The sequence below is a fragment of the Oerskovia sp. Root22 genome (assembly GCF_001429135.1).
GTDB lineage: Bacteria > Actinomycetota > Actinomycetes > Actinomycetales > Cellulomonadaceae > Oerskovia > Oerskovia enterophila.
Window position 1 is genome coordinate 265,693 of record NZ_LMIL01000009.1, and the last position, 20,675, is coordinate 286,367.

The window sequence follows — 20,675 nt, forward strand, 5'->3', positions numbered from 1 at the left end:
GGGATGGTGGCCGACGGTCCGGGGCGCCTGGTGCAGCGAGGCGGTCCGTGCGGGAAACCGGGCGTCGTGGCCCGGAGGATCACCGGTACGGGGATCGTGGGCGCGACCGGTGAAGGAGGCGGGCCCGACGAGCCGTCGTCCGAGTGTAAGCGCTTGCGGCTAGGGGTTGTCGAGTCGAGGGGCCGGCGCCGCGCCCGTCGACCCGCGCACGATGAGCTCGGGCTGGAACAGCAGCTCGGACCGCGGGGCCCTGTCGCCGGAGATCTCGGTGAGCAGGGCGCTGATCGCCGCCTGGCCCATCGCGGACACGGGCTGGCGCACCGTGGTCAGCGGAGGGTCGGTGAAGGCGATGAGCGGCGAGTCGTCGTAGCCGACGACCGACACGTCCTCGGGGACGCGCAGGCCGCGCGCGCGGGCCGCACGGATGGCGCCGAGCGCCATGAGGTCCGAGCCGCACACGATCGCGGTGTGCCCCGAGTCGATGAGCTCGCCGGCCGCGGCCTGACCGCCCTCGACCGTGAAGAGGGTCACCACGATGTGCTCCTGCGCCTCGGCCACGTCCGAGACCAGCCCGTGGCGCACGAGCGCGTCGGCGAAGCCGGCGAGCTTGCGCTGTGCCGGCACGAACCGGCCGGGGCCGATCGCGAGACCGATCTTTCGGTGGCCGAGCGACTCGAGATGGCGCACCGAGAGCTCGACGCTCGCGACGTCGTCGGGCGAGACGAACGGGGCGTCCACGCCTGGTGCGTAGCCGTTGACCAGGACGATGGGCATCCCGCGGCTGCGCAGGCGCTCGTAGCGGTCGTGGCTCGCCTGCGTGTCCGCGTGCAGGCCCGAGATGAAGACGATGCCGTCGACCGCGTGGTCGAGGAGCATCTCGACGTACTCGTCCTCGGTGGTGCCCCCCGGGGACTGCGTGCACAGTAGAGGGGTGTACCCGTGCTCGGAGAGCAGCGACTCGATGATCTGCGCGAACGCGGGGAAGACGGGGTTCGTCAGCTCCGGGACGATCAGGCCGACCAGGCCTGCGGACCGGTTGCGGAGCTTCTCGGGACGTTCGTAGCCGAGGAGGTCCAGCGCAGCGAGCACTGCTTGGCGCGTCTCGCTGGCGACACCGGCCTTCCCGTTCAGGACGCGCGAGACCGTCGCAGTACTGACGCCGGCTTGTTCGGCGAGATCTGTGAGACGGGTACGCACGTGGGGCAGTGTAGGTGACACCGGACCTCCTCGTCCTGGTTGCTCGCCGGTCGGATGATTCTGGACAGGCGACTGTGTGCGACGAGCTTGTTTCGCCGTTGTGTGTAAAGCGTTGCATGAAAGTTACCGCAAGCGCTTGCACGATGGCTACCCGACGTCGTACGGTCGTCCACATCAGGGCCAAGGAGGGCAGGTTCGCCACCCTTGGCTGACATCTCGAATGCTTGGAGTGACTCAGATGCGACGGAGCATCCTTCTAGCCGCAGCGCTCAGCACCACGCTGGCGCTCACTGCCTGCTCCGGCGGCGGCAGCGGAGACGACGAGACCACCTCGGGGTCCGGCGATTCGACCGGCTCGACCGGTGCGCTGACGGTCTGGGTCGACGAGACCCGCCAGGCCGCGGTCACCGACGCCGCGAAGGCCTTCGAGGCCGAGAACGGCACCAAGGTCGAGGTCGTCCTCAAGAACTTCGACGACATCCGCGCGGACTTCCTCGCGCAGGTCCCGACCGGCAAGGGCCCCGACATCACGGTCGGCGCGCACGACTGGCTCGGCGAGTTCACGACCAACGGTGTCGTCGCCCCCCTCGAGCTCGGCGACAAGGCGTCCGAGTTCGAGAAGGTCTCGATCGAGGCCTTCACGCAGGACGGCCAGGTCTACGGCCTGCCCTACGCGATCGAGAACATCGCGCTCATCCGCAACACCGCGCTCGCCCCCGCAGCTCCCGCCACGTGGGACGAGGCCATCGCCGCCGGACAGGCCGCCGGGACCAAGTTCCCGATCCTCGTCCAGTCGGACGGCGCCAAGGGCGACCCGTACACGCACTACCCGTTCCAGACGTCGTTCGGCGCCCCGGTGTTCTCGCAGAACGCTGACGGCTCCTACACCTCCGAGCTCGCCATGGGCGGCCCCGAGGGCCAGGCGTTCGCGACGTGGCTCGGCGCACAGGGTGCCGCGGGCAACCTCAGCCAGGACACGACGTACGACATCGCGGTCGAGGCCTTCAAGAACGGCGAGTCGCCCTTCATCGTCGGTGGCCCGTGGATGATCGAGTCCTTCGAGGGCCTGGACCTCTCGATCGACCCGGTCCCCAGCGCCGGTGGCCAGCCCGCCCAGCCGTTCGTGGGCGTGCAGGGCTTCTACCTGAGCAACCAGAGCGAGAACGCTCTCGTCGCCAACGACTTCCTCGTCAACTTCCTCTCGACCGAGGAGGCCCAGACGGCCCTGTACAAGGCGGGCAACCGTTCGCCGGCGCTCACCGTCTCGGCTGACAAGGCCGCTGCCGAGGACCCGATCATCGCGGGCTTCCGCGCCGTCGGTGCCGACGCCGTCCCGATGCCCTCGATCCCCGAGATGGCTTCCGTGTGGAGCTTCTGGGGCGTGACCGAGGCCGCCATCGTCGCTGGCGCAGACCCGATCCCCACCTGGGACAAGATGATCGCCGACATCCAGGCAGCGATCGGTTCCTGATCACCTGACCTCGTGGCCGTGGCGCCTGGCGCCACGGCCACGAGCCGTCGGCGCGGACCGCACCAGCGGTGCTGCGCCAGCCCCATGACGCGGGCCGTACCCCCGTGTCGCACGACTACGGAGGCTCGATGTCCGCCCCACAGATCACGCCCACCGACAGCGAAGTCGGCGCTCCGGAGGACTCCGGGCCGCCCCAGGGGCCCCGCGCACAGCGCCCCCGTCGGGACCGTGACGGTTCGCACGCCCGGAACTACAGCCCCGGGTTCTTCGTCAAGCTCGCCCTCATGGCCGTCATCGACGCGCTCGGCGTGTACGTGGTCTGGTCCGCGTGGAGCGCGGAGTCGTACGGGATCCTCGCGGCGATGCTGGCCATGCTCGTCGCCGCCAACTGGGTCTACTTCTCCAAGCGGGCGCTGCCGCTCAAGTACATCCTGCCGGGCCTGCTGTTCCTGCTGGCCTACCAGATCTTCGTCGTGGCCTACACGGGCTACATCGCCTTCACCAACTACGGCACGGGCCACAACACGACCAAGGACCAGGCGGTCGAGGCGCTGCTCGTGCAGAACGAGCGCCGCGTCGAGGGCTCCGAGTCCGCGCCGCTCACGGTCCTCGTGGACGGCGACGAGCTCGCCTTCGCGATCGTCACCCCGGACGGGGACGTCGAGGTTGGCACGGCCGAGCAGCCCCTCACGGTGGTCGACGGCGCCGAGGTCGTGGGCGGCCGCGCCGCCGAGGTCCCGGGCTACGACGTCCTCGAGCGCGGCCAGGTGCTCGAGCGCCAGGAGGAGGTCACGAACCTCCGCGTGCCGGTGTCGGACGACCCCGAGGACGGGTCGATCCGCACGCCCGACGCCATGACGGGCTACGTCTACACCTCGACGCTCGAGTGGGACGCCGCGAGCGACACCATGACGGACACGACCACCGGGACCGTCTACACGCCCAACGACGACGGGCAGTTCGAGGCCGAGGACGGCTCGACCCTGGCCGTGGGCTGGCGTGTCGCGGTCGGGTTCGACAACTTCGTCACCGCGTTCTCGGACGGGCGCTACGCGCAGCCGTTCGTCAAGATCCTCGCCTGGACGTTCGTCTTCGCGATCGGGTCCGTGGCGACCACGTTCCTGCTCGGCCTGTTCCTCGCGATCACGTTCAACGACGTCCGCATGCGCGGTCGCAAGATCTACCGCGTGCTCATGATCCTGCCGTACGCGATCCCAGGGTTCCTCGCGGCCCTGCTGTGGTCGGGCCTGCTCAACACACGGTTCGGCTTCATCAACGAGGTCATCTTCGGGGGAGCGGAGATCCCGTGGCTCACGGACCCGGTCCTCGCGAAGCTCTCGGTCCTGTTCGTGAACCTGTGGCTGGGCTTCCCGTACATGTTCCTCATCTGCACGGGCGCGCTCCAGTCGCTGCCGTCGGACGTCATGGAGGCCGCGAAGATCGACGGCGCCGGGCGCTGGCGCACGTGGCGCTCGGTCACGCTGCCGCTGCTGCTCATCTCGACGGCGCCGCTGCTGATCTCGTCGTTCGCGTTCAACTTCAACAATTTCACGCTCATCTACATGCTCACCGGGGGTGGTCCACGGTTCGCGGACGCCTCGGTGCCGCTCGGCCACACGGACATCCTGATCTCGATGGTCTACCAGATCTCCGGCGTCGACGGCTCAGCCCCCAAGAACTTCGGGCTCGCGAGCGCGCTGTCGATCGTCATCTTCGTGATCGTCGGCACCATCTCGGCCCTGGCCTTCCGGAGCACCCGCAAGTTCGAGGAGATCAACTGACATGGCGACCACCTCTGTCTCCCCTTCCGTCGGCTCGTCCTCGGGCAGCTCGTCGGGCACCCCGTCCGGCTCGGGTGTCGGCCGTCAGCGCATGAAGCCCGGCCGCTGGTTCAGCGAGCTCGGCTGGCGCCACCTCGTGGGCGTCGTCGCGGTCGTGTTCGCGGCGTTCCCGCTGGTCTACGTCCTGTCGGCCTCGCTCTCGGAGAACGGCACGCTGACCGGCTCGAACACGCTCTTCAGCGACGTGAGCACCGCGAACTACGCGCAGCTGAGCGAGTCGCTGTTCTGGACGTGGATGCTCAACACGCTCGTGATCGCCGTGGTGACCTCGATCGGCACGGTCCTCATGGGGGCCGCGGCGGCCTACGCGTTCTCGCGCTTCCGCTTCTCGGGGCGTCGCGCCGGCCTGACGTCGCTGCTCATCATCCAGATGTTCCCGCAGATGCTCGCGTTCATCGCGATCTTCCTGCTGCTGCTGAGCCTCGGAGACGTGGTCCCGGCCCTGGGCCTGGACAGCAAGCTGTCGCTGATCTGCGTCTACCTCGGTGGCGCGCTGGGCGTGAACACGTTCCTCATGTACGGGTTCTTCAACACGGTCCCGCGCGAGCTCGACGAGGCGGCCAAGCTCGACGGCGCCACGCACGCGCAGATCTACTGGACGATCATCCTGCGCCTGGTCGCCCCGATCCTCGCGGTGGTCGCGCTGCTGTCCTTCATCAGCACGTACGGCGAGTTCATCATCGCCCGCATCGTGCTGACGTCGGAGTCCAACTGGACGCTCGCGGTGGGCCTGTACGGCTGGGTCTCGTCGCTGCGCGAGGCGAACTGGGGCCTGTTCACGGCCGGCGCCGTGGTCTCGGCGCTGCCGGTGCTGGCGCTGTTCCTCTACCTGCAGAAGTACATCGTGGGCGGTCTGACGGCCGGTTCGGTCAAGGGCTGAGCATGAGCACCTCCCTGCCCGACGACGTCACGTCCGCCGGGTCGGCCACCTCGCCCCGCGAGGTGGTCGCCCTGGCCGCGCACCACGACGGCTCCGAGGTCTACGTCCCCGGGGGCACGCCCGCCCTTGGGGACGTGGTCCCCGTCCGGGTCCGCGTGCCCCGGTTGCCGGGCGGTCCCGCCGCCCAGGTCCGGTCCGTGTGGCTGCGGACGGTCCGCGACGGCGAGCCCCGCCTGTCGCAGGCACGGCTCGAGCGCGAGGACGAGGACGAGTCCTGGTACGTCGCCGACGTCCTGGTCCACAACCCGGTCACGAGCTACCGCTTCTTCCTGGACGTCCCGGGCGGGTACCAGTGGCTCAACGGGCGCGGGGTCTTCGACCGCGACGTGCCGGACGCCGCGGACTTCCGACTCACGGTCCACCCGCCCGCGCCGTCCTGGATGGGCGACGGCGTCGTCTACCAGGTCTTCCCGGACCGGTTCGCGCGCTCGGCCGAGGCCGACGACCGGCCGGTCCCGGACTGGGCCCAGCCCGCGGACTGGGACGACGAGCCCCTCGCGGGTGGCCCCGGCGTGGGGACGCAGTACTACGGCGGAGACCTGCGGGGCATCGAGGAGCACCTCGACCACCTCCAGGCCCTCGGGGTGGGGACGGTCTACCTGACCCCGGTCTTTCCCGGGCGCTCCAACCACCGCTACGACGCGAGCACGTTCGACCACGTCGACCCGCTCCTGGGCGGCGACGAGGCCTACGCCTCGCTCTCGCGCGCCGTGCACGCGCGCGGCATGCGGCTGCTCGGCGACCTGACGACCAACCACACGGGCGCGGGCCACGAGTGGTTCGAGCGCGCGCACGCCGACGCGTCGAGCGCCGAGCGCGACTGGTTCTACTGGACGCCGGGCGAGCCCGGCTACGTGGGCTGGCTCGAGCACGCGTCGCTGCCCAAGCTCAACTACGGCTCGCCCACGCTCGGGGCGAGGATGATCGACGGGCCGGGCTCCGTCGTCGGGCGGTACCTGGGCGAGCCCTTCTCGCTCGACGGCTGGCGCATCGACGTCGCCAACATGACGGGCCGCTACGCCGACGAGGACCGCACGCTCGAGATCGCGCGCCGCATCCGGGCGACCATGACCGAGGTCAACCCGGACTCGGTCCTGGTCAGCGAGCACTTCCACGACGCGTCGCTCGACCTGGCCGGCGACGGCTGGCACGCCAACATGAACTACTCGGCGTTCACGCGTCCCGTCTGGACGTGGCTCGCCCCGCACGACTCGAGCGTCCCGTTCCTCGGGCTGCCCGTCACGACCCCGCGGCGGGGCGGGCGCAGCATGGTCGAGACCATGCGCGACTTCGACGCCGTGCTGCCGTGGGCCGTCACGTCGCGCCAGTGGAACATGCTCGGCTCGCACGACACTCCGCGCCTGCGCTCGATCGTGGGGTCGGCCGAGATGGTCGAGGTCGCCGCGACGCTCCTGCTGACCTACCCCGGCACGCCCGTGATGTTCGCGGGCGACGAGGTGGGCCTGACGGGCACCAACGGCGAGCACGCACGCGTGCCCATGCCGTGGGGCCGCTCGGAGCGCTGGGACAGCGAAACCTTCGAGGTCTACCGGCGGCTCGTCGCGATGCGCCGCGCGAGCCGCGCCCTGCGCGAGGGCGGTCTGCGCTGGCTCCTGGTCGACGACGACGCCGTGGCGTACCTGCGCGAGACGACCGACGAGCGCGTGCTCGTCGTCGTCGCGCGCGATGCGTGGGCCGGGGCGCGGCTGCCGCGGCACCTGCTCACGGGCACCGAGCCCGAGCGCCTGTACGGCGAGCTCGGTCTCGAGGTCACCGCCGAGGGGCTCGACCTGGCCGGCGACGGACCGGGTGTCGGGGTGTGGCGGATCGGCTGAGCCGGTACGCACACGTGGTCTTCGACGAGAAGTGAGCAGATGCCCCTGGTCCGCGGCGATCAGGGGCATCTACGCACTTCTCGGCGCGGGGGCGGCGCGGGGGCGGCGCGCCACCGCGCGCCGTGCGCCTCGATAGGGTGGGACCCGTGCCGCACACCACGCCAGGAAACGCCCTCGGGTACTCGGCCGCCGACGTCGAGCGCTGGGTCCCCGAGCCGCCCAAGAGCAAGTCCCGCACGCCCTTCGAGCGCGACCGGGCGCGCGTCGTCCACTCCTCGGCGTTGCGCCGGCTCGGCGCCAAGACCCAGGTCCTGGGCCCGGGGTCGGACGACTTCGTGCGCACGCGTCTCACGCACAGCCTCGAGGTCGCCCAGGTGGGACGGGAGATGGGCCGCGCCCTGGGCTGCGACCCCGACGTCGTCGACACCGCGTGCCTGGCCCACGACCTGGGGCACCCGCCGTTCGGGCACAACGGCGAGCGGGCGCTCGCGGAGATCATGGCCCAGCACGGCGGGTTCGAGGGCAACGCCCAGACCCTGCGCCTGCTGACCCGCCTCGAGCCCAAGGTCTTCGCGGCGGACGGCACGCCCGTCGGGCTCAACCTGACCCGCGCGAGCCTCGACGCGAGCGTCAAGTACCCGTGGCGCCGGGGCGAGGGGCCGCGGCGCCCCGACGGGACCACGACCCACAAGTTCGGCGTCTACCCCGACGACGTGCCCGTCTACACGTGGCTGCGCGAGGGTGCCCCCGAGCACGTCAAGTGCATGGAGGCCCAGGTCATGGACCTGGCCGACGACATCTCCTACTCGGTGCACGACGTCGAGGACGCGATCGTGGGCGGCAAGCTCGACCTCGCGGTCCTGGCCGACCCCGACGAGCGCGGGCGCGTCGTGGCCGCGGTGCGCGCCTGGTACGGCGACGCCTACGACGAGGCCGAGCTCGACGCCGCGATCTCCCGTCTCGAGGCGACCGGCCACCTGATGCGCGGCTTCGACGGTTCGCGCCGGGCGCTCGCGGCGCTCAAGGACTCGACGAGCCAGCTCATCGGGCGCTTCAGCGGGTCGGCCCAGGCCGCGACGCGCGAGGAGTACGGCGACGGGCTGCTCACGCGTTACTCGGCCCGCCTCGTGGTCCCCGCGACGACGTCCGCGGAGATCCTGGTGCTCAAGGGCATGGCCGTGGCGTACGTCATGGCCCCGCGCGAGCAGGAGCCGCTGCACCACCAGCAGCGCCAGGTCCTCGCGGACCTGGTCGAGGTCTTCAGCGACAAGGCGCCCGACGCGCTCGAGGCGCCTTTCGCGGCGGACTGGCTCGAGGCGCCCGACGACGCCGCTCGCCTCCGCGTGGTCGTCGACCAGGTCGCGTCGCTCACCGACGTCAGCGCCTACCAGCTGCACGACCGGTGGGTGTCGCCGCGCTGATCCACCGCACGACCGCGGCCCGCGCCCCGGAGGGTGCGGGCCGCCGTCGTGCCGCTGGTCAGCCCAGCGTCGTGGTGAGCTGCGCGACGAACTCGTCGAGCGCGTAGGGGATGCTCAGGACCGTGGGCGCGGACGTGGCCATGGCGTAGTCCATGCCCACGACCCGCACGACCCGGCCGTCGACGACCGAGGGCAGCGCGGCGAACAGCGGGTTGCCCAGGAGCGTGTCGTAGACCGTCTCGTCGACATCGATGAGGATGAACGCGTCGGCGTCGAGCGTGGGGATCAGCTCGGAGCTGACCGAGACCGACGAGGCGTCCTCGGCGCCGCAGACCGCGAGCGTGCCGGGGGAGGGCTCGAGCCCGACCTGCGTCAGCAGCTCGATGCGCGGGTCCGAGGGGCAGAAGACGATGACGCCGCCCTCGCCGTTCATGGCGTACGTGATGGTCTTGCCCCGGAGCTCGGGGTGGGCCGCGGCGGTCTCGGCGACCGTGGTCCCGACGCCCTCGACGAGCTCGTCCGCACGGGCAGGCTGTCCGAGGGCCGCGCCGATCATGGTCGTCTGGTCCTGCCACGACGTCTCCCACGCCGAGCCGGGGAACGCGACCGTGGGCGCGATCTCCGCGAGGCGCTCGTAAGCCGTGTCCGTGATCCCCGAGTAGACCGCGATGATCACGTCGGGCCGCAGCGCAGCGATCTGCTCGAACGGGACGTCGGGGTTGGACGTGAGGAGCTCGGGGGTCGCGCCCTCGAACGTCTCGGTGAGCCACGGCAGGATGTCGTCCTCGATGCCGGGGCCCGTGAACTTCTCGATGCCCACGGGGACCTTGCCGAACGCGACGACGGCGTCCTGGCTGCTCCAGCCGATCGTGACGACCCGCTGGGGTTCCTTCTCGATCGTCGTCGACCCGTAGGCGTGGTCGATCGAGACCGGGAACGCGTCGGCCTCGGCGAGGCTGGTCGCGGCGACGTCGCCACCCCCCGCGGGGACGGACGTGGCGGAGTCGGTGCCACCCGTCGAGCAGGCCGCGAGCGCGGCGAGCGTCACGAGCGAGGCGACGGCGCCCAGGAGGTGCCGCGGCGTGGTCCGTCGGCGGGAGCTGGTCGGGGTCATGAAGAGGTCCTCCGTCGAGCGGCTCGCGATGCGAGGCGCTCGGTAGTTAGATGAGCCTAGCCTTAGTTGGCGGAACAAAGGTGAGGCTAACCCGGGCCGGATCGAGAAATCCTGCCAGCGCGGACCGATTTCCCGCCAGGGTCAGTGGCCAGGGGCCCCGAGCAGGCGGGCGTAGGCCGCAGGCGACATGCCCGTGGTGCGACGGAAGACCGTGACGAACGTGCTCGGGCTCGAGTACCCGACGGTCCGTGCGACCTCGCGGACCGAGCGGCCCTCGGCGAGCAGCACCAGGGCGGCCCCCGTCCGGGCGAGGATGCGCCACTGGGCGAAGGACAACCCCGTCTCGGCGACGAACCGCCGCATGAAGGAACGCGGGCTCATGCCCACGTCGGACGCCCAGGCGTCGAGCGACCGGCCGTCGCCGGGGGACGCGAGCAGCCGCTCGGCGACGTGCAGCAGGTCCACGTCGCGCGGCATGCGCAGCTCGATGCTCGCCACGGGCAGGGGCAGCATCTGCTCGATCGCGAGCGCCTGCAGGCTGTGCCGGCTGGTGTCCGGCATGACGGCCGTGGTGTCGTGCAGGAGCAGCTCGCGCAGCAGGGCGCTGACCGGTACCCCCACGACGCTCTCCCACCGCGGCGCGACCTGGTCGGGATTCAGGTAGGTCGCGTAGACGGTCACGTCGGGGTCGGCCCGGACCTTGTGCCGCGTCCCGGCGGGCAGCCAGATGCCGAGGCTCGGCGGGACCAGCCAGCGTCGGCCCGTGGCCTCGACGTCGAGCGGCCCGCCCTCGCCCCAGACGAGCTCGTGCTCGTAGTGCACCTCGTCGGGCCACTCGCGCGCGTGGCCGGGCTCGAACACGTTGGTCGCGAGGCTCCACGGGTCGGCGACGAAACGCCCCTCGGGCGCCCGGTAGGGCACCGCGGGCTCCTCGGTGAACGACGGAGCACCCCAGATGCGGATGCTCCCGGGGTGCTCGGTGCTCGTCATGGGCAGGACGTTACCGCCCGTGCCTGGTCGACCGGGCCTGGTCGACCGGGCCTGGTCGACCGTGCCTGGTCGATCGGGCCTGGCGGTGCGGACGGGCGAGCGCTCAGCCGGCCGGCTGCTCGCTCATCCACGCGTCGCTGGCCCGCTGCACGTCCTCGGGCGTGACCGAGCCCGCGACCGTCACGAAGTACCACCGGTGCCCGAACGGACAGCGCACCGCGGCCTGGCGGAAGCCCTCGAACCAGTCGGCGGGCTCGGCCGTGCTCGTCGCCCCCGCGGCGATCGCGCGGGCGTAGGCCGCGTCCGTGTCGGGGACGGGCACCGTGAACGACACGGGCGTCGGGCCCTCGGGATCCGGTGCCGCGGAGCCGGCCCCCGGGAACTCCTGCGCGACGGTGAACGTCGAGAACCCGGACGTCGTGGGCAGGCGCAGGTCGGAATGGATGATCGCGTCCCCTGCCGTGATCACGTCGTCGACCTCGGCGCCGAACGCCGCGGTGTAGAAGTCGATCGCCGCGCGGGCGTCGCTGACGGCCAGGTTGGGGTGCAGGGCGGACATGTCCATGGTTCCTCCAGTGCTCGGGTGCTGATGTCCCCATCGTCTGTCGGTGCGCGGTGGCAGTCTTGGAGGAATGCGACACGAACGCGGCAGCGTCCCCGGGGTCTCCGGCGTCCCGTCCACCACCTACGGCGTGGTGGACCCCGTCGCCGCGCGCCGAGCGTTCGCCCTCGGACGGTTCCCGGCTCCCGCGGACCTCGCCGACCGCGTCGACTGGTTCTGGCTCGTGCGGTGGGACCTGCCGGCGGGCGAGTCCTTCACGCAGACCGTCATCCCGCACCCGTGCGTCAACCTCGTGGCAGAGCCCAGCGGGTTCGCGGCCCACGGCATCCCCGAGGGGCTCTTCGACCGCACCCTCGTCGGGACGGGCGTCGTCGTGGCCGCCAAGCTGCGTCCGGGCGCGCTGAACGTCCCGCGCGGGACGTCCGTGCCGGCGTCGGGCGTGCTGGGCGCCGGTGCGGACGAGGCGGGGGAGCGCGCCCTCACGCTCGCCGAGCGCGGCGAGGACGAGGACGCGGTCCGCGTCCTCGCGGGGCTCGTGCGCGAGCGGCTCGCCCCGGACCAGCACCTCGCGCAGGTCTCGCGCGTGCTGGACGCCGCGACCTCGGGCGACCTGGGACCCCGAGCGCGCGTCGCGGACCTCGCCCGGGTCGCGGGCACGAGCACGCGCAGCCTCCAGCGGCTGCTCGGCGAGCGGCTGGGCGTCGGGCCCAAGTGGGTCCTGCAACGCCATCGCGTCCACCTCGCGGCCGAGCGGCTCGCCCAGGACCCCGGCCAGGACCTGTCGGCGCTCGCGGTCGACGTGGGCTACTACGACCAGGCGCACCTGGCTGTGGACTTCGTCTCCGTGACCGGTCACACCCCCGGGGCGTACGCGCGGCGGTGCGCGGAATCCCGCGCCCGGCTGCTCGAGCTCGTGTCCTCCTGAGGTCACCCGAGCGGTCGGTGGGCGCGGCTGATGGCTGATCGGACGGGGCCCGGCGCGAGACGTCACCGGCGGCACCTACACTCGGGTACGTGGCAGGTCTGATCCGACGCGAGGACGTCGACGCGGTGCGCGAACGCGCGAGGATCGACGAGATCGTGTCCTCGCACGTGACGCTCAAGCCGGCCGGTGTCGGCTCGCTCAAGGGCCTGTGCCCCTTCCACGACGAGCGCTCCCCGTCCTTCCACGTCCGCCCCCAGGTGGGGCGCTGGCACTGCTTCGGCTGCAACGAGGGCGGCGACGTCATCTCGTTCGTCCAGAAGATCGACGGCATGACGTTCACGGAGGCCGTCGAGTACCTCGCGGACCGCGTGGGCATCCAGCTCCGGTACGAGGAGGGCGGCGGTCCGCGCCGCACCGAGGAGCCCGGCAAGCGCCAGCGCCTGCTCGAGGCGCACCGCGTGGCCTCGCAGTTCTTCTCCGAGCAGCTCTTCGCTCCCGGCGCCACGGTCGCGCGCACGTTCCTGGCGGAGCGCAGCTTCGACCGGTCGGACGCCGAGCGCTTCGGCGTCGGGTTCGCCCCGACGGGCTGGGACGCGCTGCTGCGCCACCTGCGCGGGCGCGGCTTCACCGAGGCGGAGCTGATCGCGTCGGGCCTCATGAGCCAGGGCCAGCGGGGTATCTACGACCGTTTCCGCGGCCGCCTCGTGTGGCCCATCCGCGACGTGACGGGCGAGACCATCGGGTTCGGTGCGCGCAAGCTCTTCGACGAGGACCAGGGCCCCAAGTACCTCAACACCCCGGAGACCACGCTCTACAAGAAGTCCCAGGTGCTCTACGGGATCGACCTCGCGAAGCGTGAGATCGCCAAGAACAAGCGCGTCGTGGTCGTCGAGGGGTACACCGACGTCATGGCCGCGCACCTGTCGGGCATCACGACGGCCGTCGCGACGTGCGGCACGGCGTTCGGCTCGGACCACGCGCGCATCGTGCGCCGCCTCCTGGGCGACACGACCGCGGGCGGCGGGCTCCAGCTCGCGTCGGGCGCGTCGCTCGGGGGAGAGATCGTCTTCACGTTCGACGGCGACGCGGCGGGCCAGAAGGCCGCGGTCCGCGCGTTCGGCGAGGACCAGCGCTTCTACGCGCAGACGTTCGTCGCGGTCGAGCCGAGCGGCATGGACCCGTGCGAGCTGCGCATGGCGCACGGCCCGGAGGGTGTCCGCGCGCTCGTCGAGGGCCGCCAGCCCCTGTTCGAGTTCGTCATCCGCACCACGCTCGACACGTTCGACCTGGACACCGCCGAGGGGCGCGTGGCCGCGCTGCGCGCCGCGGCCCCGGTCGTCGCGGGCATCCGCGACACGGCCCTGCGGCCCGAGTACGCGCGCATGCTCGCGGGCTGGATCGGCATGGACTCGGAGTCGGTGCGCCGCGCGGTCGCGGCGGCGGGCAAGGCGGGGGTCCCGCAGACGCTGCCGGCCCCGGTCCGCCCGCTGTCCCCCACGCCCGACGACGCAGCTCCCGCCGCGCCGTCGGGCCCGGTCTTCTCTCCGCCGGACCCGCGCGACCCCGTGGCCCGTCTCGAGCGGCAGGCGCTCGTCGTCGCGCTCCAGTACCCCCAGTTCGTGCCCGCCGAGGAGTTCGACGCGTTCTCCGAGTCGGCCTTCGCGACGCCCGCGTGGCGAGCCGTGCACGACGCGATCCGGGCCGCGGGTGGCATGGCCGGAGCGGCCGCGCACCCGGCAGGGCAGTGGGTCGAGGCCGTGATCGAGCAGTCCCCGGAGACGGTGCGCGGCATCGTCAACCAGCTGGCCGTCGCCCCGCTGCCCGAGGACCGCGAGAACGTCATCCAGGGGTACGTCAAGGGCGTCATCAAGGCGTTCGTCGACCTGGGCCTCACACGGCGCGTCGCGGACGCCAAGAGCCGCCTCCAGCGCCTGGACCCTGCGGGGGACCAGGAGGCCTACGGGGCGGCGTTCGCTGAGCTCCTGGCCGTCGAGCGGGAACGTCGAGAGCTGCGCGAGGGCGCCTGAGGACGTGGCGTGCGCCCGGTCGCCGAGGGTGACGCGTGCCGCCCTCCGTCCGGCCGTCCGCGGTGCGATCGACCCGTACAAGGTGCTGTGGACAGCGGGGGTCGAGGGCCTCGACCGGGTGAGGATGGTGGTGCCGGCCGGCACCACCGCGGGGAGGAACCCCGTCGCTCCAGGCACTTTCCGAGGAGACCGTTCATGTCACGTGCCGTCGCGGTACCCACCCTTGCCCGCAGTGCCGCTCTGATCGTGGGCGGGATGTCCGCCCTGGCACTCGCCCAGCTCTTCGTGGTCGTAGCCCTCACGCTCGACGGGGCCGCGACGTACGGCGCATCGTCCTACGGCAGGTCGCCTGACGCCTCGGGGGTGGCTGCGCTCCTGGTCCTCGGTGGTCTCGTGGCCCTGTCCGGACTGGCGACCTTCCTGGTCGGCCTCTACCGGGCGGTCGCCAACGTCGACCGCTACCTCGCGTTCCGGGTCGCCGTGATGCCGCGCCGTGTCGAGGGAGCAGGTACCGGAGGAGGCCTCGTCCTGGCCCAGGTGGGTCGTGGCGCACAGTTGCTCAGCCCGTTGAGATGAAGGTCACACCTCTCGCCGGCTCGAGGTGACCCGAGGAACGACAAAGGCCCCTGACCTGCGTCTCCGCAGATCAGGGGCCTCTCGTCGTGCTCCCGCGGTAGGACTTGAACCTACGACCGTCCGATTAACAGTCGGATGCTCTGCCAGCTGAGCTACGCGGGACCGCTCACCCACCGTTTTGCACCGGTTGGGCGACCGGAGAAAACTCTATCAGCATCAGAGGGGTAGTCCGGACATCGAGCGGACCCGGTCCTCCGCGGCGTCGATCGCAGCCCGTGTCCGCGGGTCGTCGAGGTCCACCCCGGCCTCGGCGACGACCTGCGAGAAGAGCGAGCCGTCGGTGTCGCGGCGGACCGCGACCTTGGCCGACCGGCCGGCCCCGAGAGCGACCACCTCCGCGAGCACGACCGAGGACTGCACGCGCTCCCGGACGGTCTGTGCCAGCGTGGTGCGCCGCGAGTCGGCGAGACGCAGGACCAGGGGAGCGGCGCCGTCGACCCACTCGACCGTGATCGACGCGGTGACCGGGTCGTAGCCTGCGCGGTCCACGTCGCACCAGGGGCGGGACGAGCCGTCCTCACCCGTCGTGGCCAGGACCGTGCGCGTCGCCGCGGCCCAGGAGCCGTCGACGAGCTGCGCCGCAGCGAGCACCGCGTCCTTGGGGGCGAGGCGCAGGGACCTGCGGGCGTCGTCGGGCAGGGAGCTACGGGCGAACAGAGCCATGCCAGACACGGTACTGCCCTGCTGCCCGACGGGCGCGCACCTGCCGGTACGCTTGTCCGCCGAGGGGCAGTAGCTCAGTCGGTCAGAGCATCGGACTCATAATCCGCCGGTCGTGGGTTCAAGCCCCACCTGCCCTACCCGGGAACGACCCGTGACCCTCGTGCAGACGTGCGCCACGGGTCGTTCTCCCGGTCCCCTGATGGGTGCGCGCGTGCGCCGAGACGACACCCGGCGTTCCATGGAGGCATGCCCCTCCGTATCCTGCGCGTCTATGCCGACCCCACGCCCGACGACGGCTATCGCGTCCTGGTCGACCGCCTCTGGCCGCGCGGTGTGAGCAAGGAGCGAGCGCACGTCGACCGGTGGCTCAAGGAGGTCGCGCCCTCGAACGAGCTCCGGACATGGTTCCACCACGACCGCTCCCTGTTCGACGAGTTCGTCGTGCGCTACCGAGCCGAGCTCGACGAGAACCCGGCAGTCGAGGAGCTGCGCGCGATCGTGGCCGAGCACCCCGTCGTGACGCTGCTGTACGGGGCCAAGGACGAGCAGGACAACCAGGCCGTGGTGCTGCGCGACTACCTGGAAGCGACGGGGCGCTGACTCGACGGGCCCCTGCCTCGGCCGGGCCCTGCCGAGGACGACGTTGCGCGCCGTCGAGCACGAGGTTGCGGTCGTTTTCGCCACCAGAGCGGTCGCAACCTCGTGCTCGGCCCCGGACGGGCCGACCCGGACAGGACCGGCCCCGTGCACCGGCACCCCTCCGGGCGCCTCCACAGGCCGCGCACGACCGATCGAGACCGAAGCGCCCCATACCTCCCTGACGCCTGGATTGTCGCGTTCGACAGGCGAGTGGCGGCCGGTCGTGACACGATGCCACGTCCGACGACCTGAAGGAGATGCACCATGAGCACCGGCTCGAACCGCACGACGTCAGGGACCGCGCAGCGGCTTCAGCAGAGCAAGGGGCTGCGGGCACTCGCCCGGGCCGGGTACGCGGTCAGCGGCCTGCTCCACATCATGATCGGGGTCATCGCGGTCAGGATCGCGACGGGATCGGGCGGCGGAGAGGCCGACCAGACCGGCGCCCTCCAGGAGGTCGCGAGCACGACCGGGGGAGCGTTCGTCCTGTGGTTCGCCGTCGTCGCGTTCGCAGCCCTCGGGGTCTGGCAGGTTCTCGAGGCCGTCGCCGGGACGAGCGGTGACGCGAAGGACCAGGCGACCTTCCGGGCCAAGTCGGTCGGCAAGGCCGTGATCTACCTCGCGCTCGGGGTGCTGACCTTCCAGGTCGTCAGCGGCTCGGGCTCCGGAGGCGGTCAGGACAGCCTCACGGCCTCGCTCCTGGCCAACGGGGCCGGGCGGGTGCTCGTCGGGGTGGTGGGCGTCGGCATCGCCGCCGCGGGTGTCTACCACGTGGTCAAGGGCTGGAAGAAGTGGTTCCTGCGCGACCTCGAGGGCAACGCGAAGGGGCAGGTCGGCAACGCCGTCGTCGTCCTGGGACGGGTCGGCTACATCGCCAAGGGCATCGCCCTGGCCGTCCTGGGGGTGCTCGTCGTCACTGCGGCGGCCACTGCGGACCCCGAGAAGGCGAGCGGTCTCGACACCGCGCTGCGGACGATCGGCGCGCAGCCGTTCGGCGCGTTCCTCCTGACCGCGACGGGCGTCGGCTTCGCGGCGTACGGGGTGTACTCGTTCGCGCGTGCTCGGTACGCGCGGATGTGAGACCGGCACGGGCGTCATGAAACAATGACGCCCATGGCGATGAGAGAGATCCGCGTGATTCCGGACCCCGTGCTCCGCACCCCGTGCGACGAGATCACCACCGTGGACGACCGGGTCCGCTCGCTGGTCGCCGACCTCGTCGAGACCGTCGACTACGAAGGCCGCGCGGGCCTCGCCGCCAACCAGATCGGCGTGAACCTGCGCGCCTTCTCCTGGAACATCGAGGACGAGATCGGCTACGTCCTCAACCCGAAGATCGTCGAGCTCTCCGACGAGATCCAGGACGGCGACGAGGGCTGCCTCTCGGTCCCGGGCCTGTGGTACCCGACGCGACGCGCCTGGTACGCACGCGTCGTGGGCATGGACCTCGACGGCAACGAGATCACGGTCGAGGGCACCGGCCTCATGGCGCGCTGCCTGCAGCACGAGACCGACCACCTGGACGGCATGCTCTACCTCGACCGTCTGGACAAGGCGGTCCGCAAGAAGGCCATGCGCGAGATGCGCGCGCAGCTCTGACGCGATGTCACGCGATCCCCGGCCCCTGGCAACCCCTGGGGCCGGGGATCGCGACGGCGTATGCGCAGCCGGTGCGGACCGCGTGCGGCCCTACCCGGAGCGGGTGAAATCTGCGATGGGGAGTTCTCCCCTCGCGATCCGCCGAGGTCTCGGGCAAGATATGCCTGGTATACCGCTGGACGACCCTGCATGATGATTCACCCTGGGTGAGGACGTTGGGGAAGACGAAACCTCGACCTAGGGAGGACGACATGACTGGTGCCATCACACGCGGTGTTCTTTTCGTGCACTCGGCGCCCCGGGCGCTGAGCCCGCACCTGGAGTGGGCTGCCGGGAACGTTCTTGGCGTGCGCGTCACGCTGGACTGGACCGAGCAGCCTGCTGCGCGCGACCTGTACCGGGCGGAGTACGCCTGGCAGGGCGCGCAGGGCACGGGCGCGCGCCTGGCCTCGGCGCTGCGCGGCTGGTCGCACCTGCGGTACGAGGTCACCGAGGACGCGAGCCACGGTGCCGACGGCGCCCGCTGGTCGCACACCCCTGACCTGGGCATCTTCCACGCGGTGACCGACGTGCACGGCAACGTCGTGATCCCCGAGGACCGGGTCCGTGCGGCGCTCGAGGTCTCGCACGACAACCGGGCCATGCGCGAGGCCCTTCACCTCGCGCTGGGCAAGGCGTGGGACGACGAGCTCGAGCCCTTCCGCTACGCGGGCGAGGGATCCAACGTGCGATGGCTCCACCGGGTGGGCTGACCCGCTTCACCGACCCCAGCGACCACGGTCGCCCGATGCCCGCCGGCTACTAGGAACCGGCGGGCATCGCTGCATCCCGCTCCGGAGCGCCGGAGCCCTCGACGCCCCCTGCCGGCGGGCTGGAAGGGGCAGCGGCCCCCGCGGGAACGAGGTCCCCGTCCTCCCGGGGCGTGGCCTCATGAGCCGGGGCACCGCCCTCGGCGTCCAGCTCCTCCGGGGCCGCGGGCGGGACGGTGGGACGTCGTCGGATGCGGTCCCACGTGCGTCGGAGGACCGGGGCCAGACGGCGCTGCACCCCCTCGTAGGTCACGTCACGGATGAAGATCGCGTCGATCGCGATCATGGTCATCGAGAAGTACATGAGCCCCATGAGCACCCCGATCCCCAGGTGCATGCCCGTGATGGCGATCAGGGCCAGGATGCGGGTGGGGCGCCGCAGCAGCAGGAACGGGAAGAAGAGCTGCACGAACACCGCGCTGTAGCTCAGGATCGCGACCAGCACCCCGGAGCGGCCGATCAGCTCGGTGACCTGCGGCCACGTCGAGAACTCGTCGAGCTGGAACACGTAGTAGATCGCCGTGCCGTGCTGCCACATGCCGCCCTGGATCTTGTACATCGCGGAGGCGACGTAGACGACGAAGATCTGGAAGGCGATGAGGAGGACCGCGCCGTTGTGCAGCAGGGTCCCCAGCCAGGCCCACGACGCGAACCGCGAGGGCGTGCCGGACGCCTGGGCCGCGCGGCGCCGTCGGGCATCGAGGGACCACCTGCCCGACGTGTCCGCGAAGAGCATGTACACGAGCACCATCCGCATGAGCTGGATGCCGCCGTCGCCGATGAACGGGTTGGTCCGGAACAGCGCGATGTACAGCACGAGCAGCACCGGGATCACGATCCGCGAGCGCCAGCCCAGGACCAGCAGCACCGAGAGCGCGACGAGCGCCAGGTACTGGAGGTCGAACGCCCACGCCGGCGCGGAACCGTTGAAGAACAGGTCGAGGAAGGCCGGGAACTCGTCGACGTCGACGCGCCCCTGGGCGAAGCTGCGCCCGGCTCCCCACGCCAGGCTCCGGTCGCCCCAGCCCGCCACGAGCTGGACGACCAGGATCAGGCCGAAGCCGATGCGCAGCACGGCCGTCCCGTAGGAGGCCTTGCGCGAGTCGAGCATCCAGGACTCACCGGCCGCGTACGTCGTGCGGAGCCAGGTGGTCGCGCTCGTCACCAGCCCGCTCATGAGACCCACCCTCCGAAGACGCTGCTGAAGCCTGCACGGGCCTCGGGGGTGACGGGCGACGGGTCGCGCCAGCCGAGCCGGGTGAACTGCTCCTCGGGTCGTTGCACACCCGGGACGAGGCGTTGCTCGAACGGGACGACGCCCTGCGTCGAGGTGCTCATCTGGATCGCGACGAGCTCGGTGTCCGGCCACAGGTCGAGTGCAGCCTGCGTGCCGAACAGGTACAGGGCGTCCTCGGCGAGCAGGTACGAGTCGATGCCGCTCACGCTCGCTCCTGTGCCCAAGAGGGCCTTGGTGAGGTCCTGGCGCCCCTGGCCGCCCTCCGTGGAGGCGACGTGGTCCGACTGGACCACGGCCTGCTGCTGCCCCACGAGCGCGCCGTAGGCCGAGGTGTAGAAGCGGTTGACGCTCACGGGGATGCGCCACGTGCGCGTGGGCAGGATCTGGTGCCGCACCTGCTCGTTGAAGACGTCGCCGAGGTTGACCCACTCGGTCACCGACTCGGTGCCCTCGGCGTCGCGGGTCGAGGCACGCACCCAGACGCGCAGGTCGACCGACTGCGGGTCGGGGGCGAAGATCTGCCAGTTCTGCCCGAACAGGGGCCGCATGTGCGCGGTCGTGACGGGCGCGGCCTCCTGGGAGAGGGACGAGCTGGGCGCGGCGTACAGGAACGTCGAGAGCATGTGGAACGAGACCACCGCCAGGACGACGACCATGGTCGCGCGCTGCACGACCGTGCGGGAGCGTGCGGTGCTCACCCGTGTACCTCCACGTCGAGGACGGCCCTGGCGACCGCGTTGCGCAGAATACTAACCAGTCCTAACGATTC

The 20,675-nt window shown here is 71.4% G+C and carries 19 protein-coding genes and 2 tRNA genes; 13 read left to right on the forward strand and 8 right to left on the reverse strand.

Annotated features, from left to right (window positions below):
• Positions 1–159 precede the first annotated feature (159 nt).
• On the reverse strand, positions 160–1,197 hold the full coding sequence (locus ASE15_RS11655; protein WP_235534383.1) for a LacI family DNA-binding transcriptional regulator: 1,038 nt from the start codon (positions 1,195–1,197) through the stop codon (positions 160–162).
• Positions 1,198–1,435: 238 nt separating this feature from the next.
• Here ASE15_RS11655 and ASE15_RS11660 point away from each other — a divergent pair, with 238 nt between their 5' ends.
• The 5 genes from ASE15_RS11660 (at position 1,436) to ASE15_RS11680 (ending at position 8,705) form a co-directional block, all read left to right on the forward strand.
• Positions 1,436–2,668, forward strand: coding sequence for an extracellular solute-binding protein (locus ASE15_RS11660; protein ID WP_056763427.1), 1,233 nt, complete (start codon positions 1,436–1,438; stop codon positions 2,666–2,668).
• A 128-nt stretch (positions 2,669–2,796) separates the two neighbouring features.
• The gene (locus tag ASE15_RS11665; RefSeq protein ID WP_056651450.1) at positions 2,797–4,449 is read left to right on the forward strand and encodes an ABC transporter permease subunit; all 1,653 of its coding nucleotides are present in this window, start codon (positions 2,797–2,799) and stop codon (positions 4,447–4,449) included.
• Position 4,450: 1 nt separating this feature from the next.
• A complete protein-coding gene (locus tag ASE15_RS11670; RefSeq protein ID WP_056650834.1) occupies positions 4,451–5,389 on the forward strand; it encodes a sugar ABC transporter permease in 939 nt (312 codons plus the stop codon).
• Between the two features lie 2 nt (positions 5,390–5,391).
• Positions 5,392–7,284 carry a glycoside hydrolase family 13 protein gene (locus tag ASE15_RS11675; RefSeq protein WP_082618396.1) on the forward strand — a complete coding sequence of 631 codons (1,893 nt, stop codon included), beginning with the start codon at positions 5,392–5,394 and terminating at the stop codon, positions 7,282–7,284.
• 146 nt (positions 7,285–7,430) lie between these two features.
• Positions 7,431–8,705, forward strand: coding sequence for a deoxyguanosinetriphosphate triphosphohydrolase (locus ASE15_RS11680; RefSeq protein WP_056650837.1), 1,275 nt, complete (start codon positions 7,431–7,433; stop codon positions 8,703–8,705).
• A 58-nt stretch (positions 8,706–8,763) separates the two neighbouring features.
• Here the strand turns inward: ASE15_RS11680 and ASE15_RS11685 are convergent, their stop codons facing one another.
• The 3 genes from ASE15_RS11685 to ASE15_RS11695 form a co-directional block, all read right to left on the reverse strand.
• Positions 8,764–9,819 (reverse strand): iron-siderophore ABC transporter substrate-binding protein, encoded by a 1,056-nt coding sequence (locus ASE15_RS11685; protein ID WP_056650840.1) that lies wholly within the window; start codon positions 9,817–9,819, stop codon positions 8,764–8,766.
• Positions 9,820–9,960: 141 nt separating this feature from the next.
• Positions 9,961–10,809 carry an AraC family transcriptional regulator gene (locus tag ASE15_RS11690; RefSeq protein ID WP_056650843.1) on the reverse strand — a complete coding sequence of 283 codons (849 nt, stop codon included), beginning with the start codon at positions 10,807–10,809 and terminating at the stop codon, positions 9,961–9,963.
• A gap of 103 nt (positions 10,810–10,912) precedes the next feature.
• Complete coding sequence (locus ASE15_RS11695; protein ID WP_162259131.1) at positions 10,913–11,368, reverse strand: VOC family protein; 456 nt, start codon at positions 11,366–11,368, stop codon at positions 10,913–10,915.
• 73 nt (positions 11,369–11,441) lie between these two features.
• On the opposite strand from ASE15_RS11695, the gene ASE15_RS11700 reads away from it, so the two are divergent.
• The 3 genes from ASE15_RS11700 (at position 11,442) to ASE15_RS11710 (ending at position 14,899) form a co-directional block, all read left to right on the forward strand.
• Positions 11,442–12,296: a helix-turn-helix domain-containing protein gene (locus tag ASE15_RS11700; RefSeq protein ID WP_056650849.1), complete on the forward strand. Its 855-nt coding sequence runs from the start codon at positions 11,442–11,444 to the stop codon at positions 12,294–12,296.
• Between the two features lie 89 nt (positions 12,297–12,385).
• Positions 12,386–14,323 carry a DNA primase gene (gene dnaG / locus ASE15_RS11705; protein WP_056763429.1) on the forward strand — a complete coding sequence of 646 codons (1,938 nt, stop codon included), beginning with the start codon at positions 12,386–12,388 and terminating at the stop codon, positions 14,321–14,323.
• 195 nt (positions 14,324–14,518) lie between these two features.
• On the forward strand, positions 14,519–14,899 hold the full coding sequence (locus tag ASE15_RS11710; protein ID WP_157257592.1) for a hypothetical protein: 381 nt from the start codon (positions 14,519–14,521) through the stop codon (positions 14,897–14,899).
• Between the two features lie 89 nt (positions 14,900–14,988).
• Here the strand turns inward: ASE15_RS11710 and ASE15_RS11715 are convergent.
• Positions 14,989–15,061 (reverse strand) — tRNA-Asn (locus ASE15_RS11715).
• A 54-nt stretch (positions 15,062–15,115) separates the two neighbouring features.
• Entirely contained in the window at positions 15,116–15,622 is a 507-nt protein-coding gene (locus ASE15_RS11720) for a hypothetical protein (protein ID WP_056650858.1), read from the reverse strand.
• Positions 15,623–15,685: 63 nt separating this feature from the next.
• Between ASE15_RS11720 and ASE15_RS11725 the strand changes: the two genes are divergently transcribed.
• The 5 genes from ASE15_RS11725 to ASE15_RS11745 all read left to right on the forward strand — a co-directional run bounded on the left by ASE15_RS11725 (position 15,686) and on the right by ASE15_RS11745 (position 18,612).
• Positions 15,686–15,759: transfer RNA gene (locus ASE15_RS11725), tRNA-Ile, on the forward strand.
• Between the two features lie 109 nt (positions 15,760–15,868).
• Positions 15,869–16,222, forward strand: a complete 354-nt coding sequence (locus ASE15_RS11730) for a DUF488 domain-containing protein (RefSeq protein ID WP_056651020.1) — start codon at positions 15,869–15,871, stop codon at positions 16,220–16,222.
• Between the two features lie 303 nt (positions 16,223–16,525).
• Positions 16,526–17,341 (forward strand): DUF1206 domain-containing protein, encoded by an 816-nt coding sequence (locus ASE15_RS11735; RefSeq protein WP_056651023.1) that lies wholly within the window; start codon positions 16,526–16,528, stop codon positions 17,339–17,341.
• Positions 17,342–17,374: 33 nt separating this feature from the next.
• Entirely contained in the window at positions 17,375–17,860 is a 486-nt protein-coding gene (gene def, locus ASE15_RS11740; protein WP_056651026.1) for a peptide deformylase, read from the forward strand.
• 251 nt (positions 17,861–18,111) lie between these two features.
• Positions 18,112–18,612 carry a DUF3145 domain-containing protein gene (locus ASE15_RS11745; protein ID WP_056651029.1) on the forward strand — a complete coding sequence of 167 codons (501 nt, stop codon included), beginning with the start codon at positions 18,112–18,114 and terminating at the stop codon, positions 18,610–18,612.
• A gap of 49 nt (positions 18,613–18,661) precedes the next feature.
• Here ASE15_RS11745 and ASE15_RS11750 read toward each other — a convergent pair whose 3' ends face one another.
• Both ASE15_RS11750 and ASE15_RS11755 read right to left on the reverse strand, forming a co-directional pair.
• Positions 18,662–19,846: an HTTM domain-containing protein gene (locus tag ASE15_RS11750; protein ID WP_056763432.1), complete on the reverse strand. Its 1,185-nt coding sequence runs from the start codon at positions 19,844–19,846 to the stop codon at positions 18,662–18,664.
• The gene (locus tag ASE15_RS11755) at positions 19,843–20,604 is read right to left on the reverse strand and encodes a DUF5819 family protein (protein ID WP_056763434.1); all 762 of its coding nucleotides are present in this window, start codon (positions 20,602–20,604) and stop codon (positions 19,843–19,845) included. Before ASE15_RS11755 ends, ASE15_RS11750 begins: the two co-directional genes overlap by 4 nt.
• Between the last annotated feature and the right edge of the window lie 71 nt (positions 20,605–20,675).

Excerpts from the sequence above, each read along its gene's own strand:
- ASE15_RS11670 (WP_056650834.1), top strand. The coding sequence starts at position 4,451 with ATGGCGACCACCTCTGTCTCCCCTTCCGTCGGCTCGTCCTCGGGCAGC.
- ASE15_RS11690 (WP_056650843.1), bottom strand. The coding sequence starts at position 10,809 with ATGACGAGCACCGAGCACCCCGGGAGCATCCGCATCTGGGGTGCTCCG.
- ASE15_RS11730 (WP_056651020.1), top strand. The coding sequence starts at position 15,869 with ATGCCCCTCCGTATCCTGCGCGTCTATGCCGACCCCACGCCCGACGAC.
- ASE15_RS11745 (WP_056651029.1), top strand. The coding sequence starts at position 18,112 with ATGACTGGTGCCATCACACGCGGTGTTCTTTTCGTGCACTCGGCGCCC.
- ASE15_RS11660 (WP_056763427.1), top strand. The coding sequence starts at position 1,436 with ATGCGACGGAGCATCCTTCTAGCCGCAGCGCTCAGCACCACGCTGGCG.
- ASE15_RS11675 (WP_082618396.1), top strand. The coding sequence starts at position 5,392 with ATGAGCACCTCCCTGCCCGACGACGTCACGTCCGCCGGGTCGGCCACC.
- ASE15_RS11750 (WP_056763432.1), bottom strand. The coding sequence starts at position 19,846 with ATGAGCGGGCTGGTGACGAGCGCGACCACCTGGCTCCGCACGACGTAC.
- ASE15_RS11695 (WP_162259131.1), bottom strand. The coding sequence starts at position 11,368 with ATGTCCGCCCTGCACCCCAACCTGGCCGTCAGCGACGCCCGCGCGGCG.
- def (WP_056651026.1), top strand. The coding sequence starts at position 17,375 with ATGGCGATGAGAGAGATCCGCGTGATTCCGGACCCCGTGCTCCGCACC.
- ASE15_RS11665 (WP_056651450.1), top strand. The coding sequence starts at position 2,797 with ATGTCCGCCCCACAGATCACGCCCACCGACAGCGAAGTCGGCGCTCCG.
- ASE15_RS11685 (WP_056650840.1), bottom strand. The coding sequence starts at position 9,819 with ATGACCCCGACCAGCTCCCGCCGACGGACCACGCCGCGGCACCTCCTG.
- ASE15_RS11700 (WP_056650849.1), top strand. The coding sequence starts at position 11,442 with ATGCGACACGAACGCGGCAGCGTCCCCGGGGTCTCCGGCGTCCCGTCC.
- ASE15_RS11735 (WP_056651023.1), top strand. The coding sequence starts at position 16,526 with ATGAGCACCGGCTCGAACCGCACGACGTCAGGGACCGCGCAGCGGCTT.
- ASE15_RS11720 (WP_056650858.1), bottom strand. The coding sequence starts at position 15,622 with ATGGCTCTGTTCGCCCGTAGCTCCCTGCCCGACGACGCCCGCAGGTCC.
- ASE15_RS11710 (WP_157257592.1), top strand. The coding sequence starts at position 14,519 with ATGTCACGTGCCGTCGCGGTACCCACCCTTGCCCGCAGTGCCGCTCTG.